This is a genomic window from Actinoplanes sp. TFC3 (assembly GCF_001553785.1).
Lineage (GTDB): Bacteria > Actinomycetota > Actinomycetes > Mycobacteriales > Micromonosporaceae > Actinoplanes.
Window position 1 is genome coordinate 1,236,578 of the sequence record NZ_LOJP01000002.1, and the last position, 8,444, is coordinate 1,245,021.

General features: G+C 70.0%; 9 protein-coding genes. 4 read left to right on the top strand and 5 right to left on the bottom strand.

Annotated features, from left to right (window positions below):
• Together TFC3_RS38350 and TFC3_RS37595 are read left to right on the top strand one after the other, a co-directional pair.
• Nucleotides 1–214: hypothetical protein (locus TFC3_RS38350; RefSeq protein ID WP_236718588.1), on the top strand; the 214-nt coding region annotated here is incomplete at its 5' end.
• Between the two features lie 346 nt (nt 215–560).
• Nucleotides 561–3,377 (top strand): hypothetical protein, encoded by a 2,817-nt coding sequence (locus TFC3_RS37595; RefSeq protein ID WP_153040588.1) that lies wholly within the window; start codon nt 561–563, stop codon nt 3,375–3,377.
• A 271-nt stretch (nt 3,378–3,648) separates the two neighbouring features.
• On the opposite strand, the gene rplI is transcribed toward TFC3_RS37595, so the two are convergent.
• The 5 genes from rplI to TFC3_RS32915 form a co-directional block, all read right to left on the bottom strand.
• Nucleotides 3,649–4,098 carry a 50S ribosomal protein L9 gene (gene rplI / locus TFC3_RS32895; protein WP_067509695.1) on the bottom strand — a complete coding sequence of 150 codons (450 nt, stop codon included), beginning with the start codon at nt 4,096–4,098 and terminating at the stop codon, nt 3,649–3,651.
• A gap of 14 nt (nt 4,099–4,112) precedes the next feature.
• On the bottom strand, nt 4,113–4,352 hold the full coding sequence (rpsR, locus tag TFC3_RS32900; protein WP_007073789.1) for a 30S ribosomal protein S18: 240 nt from the start codon (nt 4,350–4,352) through the stop codon (nt 4,113–4,115).
• Between the two features lie 39 nt (nt 4,353–4,391).
• Nucleotides 4,392–4,946 (bottom strand): single-stranded DNA-binding protein, encoded by a 555-nt coding sequence (locus tag TFC3_RS32905; RefSeq protein ID WP_067509697.1) that lies wholly within the window; start codon nt 4,944–4,946, stop codon nt 4,392–4,394.
• Between the two features lie 68 nt (nt 4,947–5,014).
• On the bottom strand, nt 5,015–5,305 hold the full coding sequence (gene rpsF / locus TFC3_RS32910) for a 30S ribosomal protein S6 (RefSeq protein ID WP_067509699.1): 291 nt from the start codon (nt 5,303–5,305) through the stop codon (nt 5,015–5,017).
• Between the two features lie 286 nt (nt 5,306–5,591).
• Complete coding sequence (locus tag TFC3_RS32915) at nt 5,592–6,524, bottom strand: hypothetical protein (RefSeq protein WP_153040589.1); 933 nt, start codon at nt 6,522–6,524, stop codon at nt 5,592–5,594.
• 149 nt (nt 6,525–6,673) lie between these two features.
• Between TFC3_RS32915 and TFC3_RS32920 the strand changes: the two genes are divergently transcribed.
• On the top strand, nt 6,674–7,450 hold the full coding sequence (locus TFC3_RS32920; protein ID WP_067509702.1) for a deoxyribonuclease IV: 777 nt from the start codon (nt 6,674–6,676) through the stop codon (nt 7,448–7,450).
• Nucleotides 7,451–8,091: 641 nt separating this feature from the next.
• The coding region (locus TFC3_RS39845) for a hypothetical protein (protein WP_153040590.1) at nt 8,092–8,444 on the top strand (353 nt) is incomplete at its 3' end.

Here is an 8,444-nt window from a genome sequence, read left to right on the forward strand (position 1 = left end):
GGCTGCAGCACCCGGCCGCCGCACCCACGTCTTCGTCGTGGCAACAACCCCCCGCCGCCCCGACTTCTTCGTCCTGGCAACAGCCTCCCGCGGCGCCGACATCGTCCTGGCAGCAGCCTCCCGCCGCCGCGCCCACATCAAGCTGGCAGCAGCCTCCCGCCGCCGCGCCCACATCAAGCTGGCAGCAACCCCCCGCTACCGACGCCACGCCTAGTTGGCAGCAACGCCCGGCCGACGCAGCCCCGAGCTGGCAGCAACGCCCAGCCGACGCAGCCCCCAGTTGGCAGCAGCGCCCCGCCGACGCTACCCCCGGCTCGCAGCAACACCCCGCCGACGCAGCCTCGAGCTGGCAGCTGCCTCCCGCCGCACCGACGTCGAGCTGGCAGCAGTCGGCCCCTCCGGACAGCACGCCGAGCTGGCAACGCCCCGCTGACGGGCCACCTTCCTGGCAGCAGTACTCGTCACCGCCCGCCTCCGCGCCAACGTCGAGCTGGCAGCCGCGCTCGGAACGGCCGTCCTGGGAGAGCCGTTCGAGCTGGGGCGACGATGGTCGTCACCTGGTGCGCGAGGACGATCGCGCTCAGTGGCGCCGGGAGTCTGCTGCGGCTTCCGGCGGGCTGGACGATGGGTCGGGGCAGGGAGGCCGCCGCCGGGCTGCTGAACCCGCATCTCGTACGAGCGGAGGTACGGGCTGGACCGTACGCTCGGACGCCGACAACTGGGCCGGGCACGCCGACACGGGCAGCATCAGCCTTCCGCCGTTCCAGGATCCGCCGAACGACAGTTGGCGTACGAGTTCGACGGCGAACGGCTGGCAGAGCACCGCCCCGGCTTCGGACAGTTGGCGCAGCGGGGATGAATCGCGCACTTCCCGCCGTACCGGTGACTCCTCAAGCTCCGTACCGACCAGCGGCACCTGGCGCAGCGGTGACCAATCGCGGGCCGATTCTCGCAGTGGCACCGGCTCGTGGCGGCGCGAACCGGACCAGGCTCCGCCCGCCGACCCCTGGGCCCAGAACGCCACCGAATCCGGCGTCATCCCGCTCCCGCTGGAACCCCGGGACCAGCCACGCGGCTGGTCCAACCGCACCGGCACGGGCACCGGCTCGTGGCAGCGAGAAGAGCGCGAAGAAGGTACGGGCCGGCGCAGCAGATCCGACCGCCCCCGCGAAATCGAGTCCGGCTCGCCGTCGGCATCCGGCTCCTGGCAACGCCGCGAGATCGAGTCGGGCTCACCATCCGCATCCGGATCGTGGCGCCGCACCGAGCCCGGCCCGAACCAACCCGGCGAATCCGCGTCCTGGCAGCGCAGCGCACCCCCCGCCCCTGGCGAAACCACGTCGCGGCAGCGCAGTGCACCCCCAGCCCCTGGGGAGATGGGCTCGTGGCGGCGCGACGGCAGGGGCGAGTCCACGGACAGCGGCTTCCGCCCCCGCGGCGAGGGCCGGCGCGACGACGGCCCTGCGCCCGGTGAGACAAGCTCCCGGCAGCGCCGCAACCGGCCCGCCCCCGGCTCTGACGTCACGCCACCAGGGTTCGATGGTTCTGACGGTTGGCGGCCGGCGTTCGAGGGCGAGCGGCCCGCGCCCGGGGACACCGGATCTTGGCGAGACAGCGAGGGCCGTACGGCCGATCGCCGTTCCCGGCAGCGTGAGCCTCGACGCGGCCTCGATGCGCAGCGCGGGGTGGGCGTGCCGGCGCGTAAGGACGGTGCGCGGGACTACCGTCGCCGGGAGCCCGACACCAACTGGCAGCGTGAGCTGGAAACGGCTGCGTGGGATCGCGACCCGGAAACCGAGGTATGGCTCCGCGACAGCGACACCGGCCAGTGGCACCGCGCCGAAGCCGATGACGATGAAGACGACGAGGACGATCGAGGCGACGGTACCCGGCCCCGGAGGCGCCGCCGTGCCCCGGAAAGCACCGATAGCCCCCTTGCGATCGAGGGCAACGACCCGGCCGAGCGCCGCGGCGGTGGACGACGGCGTGCGCCGGAGGGTCCACGCCAGCTGAGTGCTGCCCCGGAAGCCCCGCTCGACCCGGTGGTGTACCGGCGCGAGGACGATGCCGGCCGGACGCGCGAGACGGAAGACCAGCCCGGCGCCTACGCCTCGGAGACGCCCAGCCGACCGGTTTCTTCGGTACCCACCAGGCCCGTTTCGGCGATGCCCAACCGCCCGGTCTCGGCCATGCCGGATCGGCCGATGTCCGCTCCGCCCTCGCCAGGCCAGGCCACCCCATCCGGCGGCCCCGCCAGCGGCCTCAACTCTTCCGGCGGCCTCGCTTCAGCGGACGGCTCCGCGTCTCCCGGCGGGCGCGCTGGACGCGGCGGTCCGGGGGATGAGGCCAACTGGCGGCAGGACCTCATTGATCCCGCGGCCGAAGCCAGAGGCCAGCGCGCCGACGACGCCACGGCCGCCTGGCTCCGCGAACTCGGTGGAACCCGCCAGCAGCTCGGCGGTACGGCACCCGTCTCACCCGACGTATCCCCGCAGCCCACGTTCGGTGGACGCGCCTCGGTCGACCCCAGCTCCGGCGGGGGATGGCGGCCGGACGCGCAGGCGGCTGCTCAAGCGGAGAGCTGGCGCAGCCAACTACGAGCCGAACAGGGCGAGCCGGCCCCCAGCGACGCCGTCACCGAGATCCGCCCGCCCGCAGACCCGGGTTCGTGGCGGCAGCCCGGCACACCCGATCCGGAAGCCAAAGGCTCGGCCAACTACCGCGAGGGCGGCTCGGCCGACTGGCGTAATGAGCTGAAGGCCGAGAGCAACCTCGCCGCTGGTGAGTCGCGCCGCTTCGGCACCAGCGACTTCGTCCCCTTCCGGGCGCCATCCAAGGACGCGGCGTCCGCGTCGGTCAAGGTGCCAGCCGCCAGTTCCGCTTCGGCCGGAGCAACAGAAGTCATTCCCCGTACGGGGCCAAGCTGGCAAGATCCGCCGGACACCGAATGGCCCCCTCGCGGCGCGGTGATGACATCCCCGACCGGCTCCTACGAACGCCGGCCGGTGAGCACGCTGACGTCCGCGTCGGCCCTGCAGAACGACCTGCTCGAACCCGAGGACGAGGTCGAAGAGGACACCGGCGGCCCGCTGGCAGCCGTGGGTTACACCGTCGTCTGGTACGGCGTTCCGGTCGTACTCTTCGTGGTCTACATGCTGGTTCTCAGCGGCAACCAGCAGACCCACGCGCTGGACACCCTTGCCAAAGCGGCACCCCAATTCGGGTTGTCGCTGGTGCTGAGCATGCTCGTAGCGGTGGGCCTGCGCTGGGCAAGCGGCTCATGGAAGGCAGCCAGCGTCGGATTGGCGGCGGCCGTGATGGGCGGCGGGCTGGCTACGGTTCTCACGTCCGCAATCACCGGCCAATCACTCAGCTGACGAGCAAAACGTCGCGGCTGGCGTGCGGTTGAAGGGGTGGCGCCCGCAGTCGTGGACAGCAAGTGGGTGCGCTGCCGGAGGTGGGCTGGGGGCTCAAGGGCACGAGCATCTTTCGCAGGGCTCGCCACCCGAGAAACTGCCGACGGCACAGCACCTGGCCGACCAGCCAGCGAACTAAGCCACGAGCTGGCCAAGCAAACAGCACCGTAATGCGAGCAAAGCAAAGCGCGCCAGCCCCAACAGGCCGGCGCGCTTCGGATGAAGCCAGGTGTTACTTGGCGGCGACGACGTTCACGGGGAACGACACGGTCACCTCGGGGTGGAGCTTGACCTGGACCTTGTAGGAGCCCGTGGTCTTGATGTGGCCGGGCAGCTCGAGGCGGCGCCGGTCGAGGGACGGACCGCCGGCGGCCTTGACGGCGTCGACGATCTCGGCCGGGGTGATCGAGCCGAACAGGCGGCCGCCGTTGCCGGAGCGGGCGGTCAGGGTGACCTTGAGGCCTTCGAGCTGGCCCTTGACCTCGTTGGCCTGGCCCAGGTCGCGGATCTCGCGGGCGTCGCGCGCCCGCTTGATAACCGTTACCTGCTTCTCGGCGCCCTTGGTCCACTGGATCGCGAAGCCCTGGGGCAGCAGGTAGTTACGGCCGTAGCCGTTCTTTACCTCGACGATGTCGCCGGGGGTGCCGAGGCCGGACACCTCGTGGGTGAGGATGATCTTCATCTCGGTGCCTCCCCTCAGCGCGCCGTCGCCGTGTACGGCAGGAGCGCCATCTCACGGGCGTTCTTGACCGCGCGGGCGATCTGCCGCTGCTGCTGCGAGGTAACGCCAGTCACCCGGCGGGCGCGGATCTTGCCGCGGTCCGAGATGAACTTGCGCAGCAGCGCGGTGTCCTTGTAGTCGATGTAGGTGATCCCGTCCTTGTCGAGCGGGTTCACCTTCTTCTTCGGCTTGCGAAGTGCCGCAGCCTTAGCCATTGCTCTTACTCCTGAACTCGGAAAAGCCCGGTGAGGGGCTTAGAAGGGAGGCTCGTCGTCGAAAGAGGAGCTGCCGCCACCGCCGGAGCGGTTACCGGAGGCCGGGGCCGCCGTCGCCCACGGGTCGTCGAAGGAGCTGCCTCCACCGCCGCCACCGCCGGACTGCCGGTTGCCACCACCGCCGCCGCTTCCGCCGCCGAAGCCGCCTCCGCCTCCGCCGCCCCCGGACCTGCTCATCTTCTGCACCTTCGCCGTGGCGTAGCGCAGGGAGGGGCCGATCTCGTCGACCTCGAGCTCGTAGACGGTGCGCTTCTCGCCCTCGCGGGTCTCGTAGGACCGCTGACGCAGCCGGCCTTGCACGATCACCCGAGCGCCACGCTGCAGCGACTCGGCGACGTGCTCGGCGGCGTCACGCCAGATGTTGCACGCGAGGAAGAGTGGCTCGCCGTCTTTCCACTCGCCCGACTGCCGGTCCAAGGTCCGCGGCGTCGAGGCGATGCGGAACTTGGCGACCGCTGCCCCCGAAGGGGTGAAGCGCAGCTCAGGGTCGTCGGTCAAGTTGCCGACGACCGTGATGGTGGTTTCTCCTGCCATGATCTTCTCCTCGCCGCTGGGCGTCGTTCGTCGGAAAGGTTCTCAGACCCCTACGACAAAAACGAGGCTCAGCGGGTCTCCGGCCGGATGACCTTGGTGCGCAGGATCGACTCGTTCAGCCGCAGCTGACGGTCCAGCTCCGCCACGGCTTCCGGGGTCGCCTGCAGGTCCACGACGGCGTAGATGCCCTCGGACTTCTTGTTGATCTCGAACGAGAGCCGGCGCCGGCCCCACACGTCGAGCTTCTCCACCGAGCCGCCCGCGGTGCGGATCACGTTCAGGTACTGGTCGAGCGACGGGGCGACGGTGCGCTCCTCGAGCGAAGGGTCGAGGATCACCATGAGTTCGTAATGACGCAAGACGTTCTCACCTCCTGTGGGCTAACGACCACGGTCTCTCCGTGGCAGGAGGTCTTGTGTCTGTCGCAACAAGAAACCGTGGGGTGAGACCCACGGCGCACACTGCGAACTGTGGAAGCATACCCGTGCCTAGCTGGTCAACCAAAAGAGAGCCCCGTCCGTGGACGAGGCTCTCTTTGTGTGAAGCCGCGGGGCGTCCGGTCCGCATTCGCTGGGTGGGACCTGGGGAGGAACGACCACACCGATGAGGTTGGAACGGCCGCCCCGCGGAGCTTGTGGGATCAGCCTACGCCAGATTCGCCACAGATGCACGTTGCGACACGAATGCCCGGATTGCCCCTACTCCGACGCCCAGCGCGCACACCGTGGCGATGATCGCGAGCAGACCGATGGGCTGGGACTTGGGCATCGGCGCCATCGCCGCTACCGGCTCTGCCGCGGCAATGTCCGAGGTGGGTTCCGCTTCCTGCACCGGCGCAGGCTCCGTGGCGGTCACCGGCCCTTCTTCTGCACGTACGGGATCAAGCAGCATTTTGTCCTGACCCACCGGCAGTTGAGTCAGCGCGGGGACGTTGCTGCCCTCCGTACCGTTTGCTGCCCTGCCGTTGACGTGCGGTGTTGAGCCACCCAGCGGCACGGAGGGCGCGGCAGTGCGCGTGACCCCGACCGGACCTGGCGCGGGCGACTGAGACTGTGTTGGCGTCGCAGGCACAGGCTGAGTAGTCGTGGGCGGAGGCCCCTGCGAGTCTGACACGGGGGGAGTGCCGGGACCGGGCTCCGAGGGGGAGGTGGAGCCATCGCCGGGAGACTCCTCCTCACCATCCGGGTCGGTGGCGGGATCGGGAGTGGTCGAGGGAGTTGCCGTGACCAGTACGGGGGCGCTCTCCGTCGCCATCGCGCACGCGGGCCGCAACGCCACGGCGGTGGTGCCCCGCCGGAACACGACCTCGGTTGACGAGTCATCTGCCACGGCACCCTGATTGTCACCGTTGAGCATCAGTTTGGCGTCGCGGCCGGTCCGGTTGATGAGTCGCACAGTGCTTTCCGCCGGAACCGTCATCGACTCGATCGACGGGTTGGAACGGCAGGAGAAGTCCAGCATGCCACCGCCGGCGAACACCACCTGACGACCGGCGCCCTCGATCTGCCCGGCGTTGGCCGTACCCGTTGTGACAACGGCCGCGCCCAGCAGAAACCCGCCCATCACCATTGCGATCACGCGGTTTCGGACTCGCCGCGACATGCCACCATCTCCCAGTCTTGTGGTTGATCCCCCCGGTTAACGACGCCCTTCTTCCAGCGGTGACGCGCTCAGTGGCCGCCCAGCGACGCCGGGTGAGCGTCGTACCCACGTCGTACGCTCTCCCCATGCGCATCGGAGCTCATGTCGACCCCGCGAACCCCCTCGACGCGGCCGCCGCCCGCGGCGCCGACGCCGTGCAGTTCTTCCTGGCTGACCCCCAGGGCTGGAAATCGCCGGCAACCCGGCCGGACGCCGACGCCCTGCGAGCGTCCGACGTGGACATCTACATCCACGCGCCGTACGTCATCAACGTCGCGACGCTGAACAACCGCATCCGCATTCCCAGCCGCAAACTGCTGGTGACCCATGCCCGCGCGGCCGCCGAACTGGGGGCCAAGGCGCTGATCGTGCACGGCGGCCACGTCACCGCGGGTGACGACATTGCGGTTGGTTTCGACAATTGGCGCAAGACCTTCGCGTACGCGGAGAAGGAAGGCGGTCTCCCGCTTCCGATCCTTATCGAGAACACCGCGGGCGGAGACCATGCCATGGCCCGCCGCTTCGACAACCTCGCCCGCCTGTGGGACGCCGTCGGCGAGTTCGGAGCCGGCTTCTGCCTGGACACCTGCCACGCCCACGCCGGCGGCGAAGACCTGCTGGGAATCGTCGACCGAGTGAAATCCATCACGGGGCGCATCGACCTCATCCACGCGAACGACTCCAAGGACACCTTCGACTCCGGCCGCGACCGGCACGACAACCTCGGCAGTGGCAAGATCGACCCGGAACTGGTGGTCGCAGCGATCCGCGCCTCCGGAGCCCCGGCAATCGTCGAGACCCCGGGCGGCCCCGAAGGCCAGTCCGCCGACATCGCGCTCCTTCGCGAGAAGGCAGGCGGCTGACCCGGTGCCGCGATCCCGGTTCGCACCTCAAGCGGGAGCCCCGCCTCGAACACCACGGCCGCACCGCGCGCGACACACCACAAGGGAGCGGAATGACGACCGAGCAGCCGCAGGCCGACGGCCGGCAGGCACCCGGCCCGACGCCCGATGGCAGGTCCGAGCCTTCTGTGGACTCCGAGCCTTCTGTGGACTCCGCGCCTGCTGTGGACAAGGCGAGGGCTCACAGGGGACCTGGTGCTGGCGGCTCGTCGAGCGCGGGTGACGACGCTGAGCGTCTTGGCGGTGGCGCAGCGGGAGTGGGCGGCGGCGCGGCGCAAGTGGGTGCCGGGTCTGGTGTGGAGCGATCTCGGCTCAGGCGGTGGGCTGCGTTGGGGCGGCGGCGAGGACCTGGGCGGGCCGAGCATTCTGCGGGGGCACCGGGGAGTGGGCAGGGGTTGCGGCGTGCAGTTCCGCCGAGGCTTGGCGATGGGGAGCTTACGGCAACCATCGTCAGCGCCGCCGGACCAGCGGGGAACCATGACGCGAGCGGGGGAAGGGTCGCGTCCGGCGGAAAAGAGCCGGGTAAGACTGGCGGCAGCAGGCCGGATAGGGACAGCCCGAACACCAAAGCAGACAGCGCCGCGACAGGCACCGGCTGGGCCGTGCCCGCGAGCCGCAAGTCAGCGACCAAAGCCTTCACCGACGAAGCCCCCGCCGACCCAAGACCCGGCCGGCAAGACAGCCGGCTGGGCGGCCAGCAGAGCGACCGAAAAGACAGCCGGCAAAAGGACCAGCAGGACGGCCGGAAAGATGGGCAGCAAGAGGGCCGGGGCAAGGGCCGGGACAACAGCAAGGAAGGCGACAAGCCCCCGGAAAAGCCCCGCGACTACCCCACTCAGGCCTCAGCCCCACCCGAAAAGGGCCGCTTCCGCCGTACCAGAAGAACGGCTCTTCCCAATGCCCGCCCGCCCGGTGCCCCGCCCGATCCTTGGACCGCCTTTGCCGAGACGCCGGT